Below are 400 nucleotides of genomic sequence, written 5' to 3'. Positions count from 1 at the left end.
CCATAGGCTCCCGCAGACATCACTGCCAACAGATCGCCTTGTTGCAGGGCCAGATCGCGGTCTTTGCCCAGAAAGTCACCGGTTTCACAAACCGGGCCAACCAGATCATAACGGCGTTCGTTGGCGCTACTGGTTTCTGCAACAGGCTTGATGTCTTGCCAGGCGGAGTACAAGGACGGTCGGATCAGGTCGTTCATTGCCCCGTCAATGATGGCAAAATTCTTGTGCTCATTGAGTTTGAGGTACTCAACCCGGGTCAGGAAAACACCGGCATTGGCGCAAATGGAACGGCCCGGCTCGAAAATCAGTTTCAGTGAACGTCCGGCCAGGCGTTCTTTGACGGCGGCCACATAGGTGGCCGGGCTGGCAGGTTGTTCGTCGCGGTAACAAACGCCCAAAC

General features: G+C 56.2%; 1 protein-coding gene. It reads right to left on the bottom strand.

Going from position 1 to position 400, the window contains the following annotated elements:
* A partial coding sequence (locus Q4563_RS16665; RefSeq protein WP_442903770.1) for a diaminopimelate decarboxylase family protein occupies positions 1 to 400 on the bottom strand: 400 nt, incomplete at both ends.

Source organism: Gilvimarinus sp. 1_MG-2023, from assembly GCF_030548285.1.
Note: the sequence above shows the minus strand (reverse complement) of the source record. Positions and strands in the feature narration are given on the sequence as shown.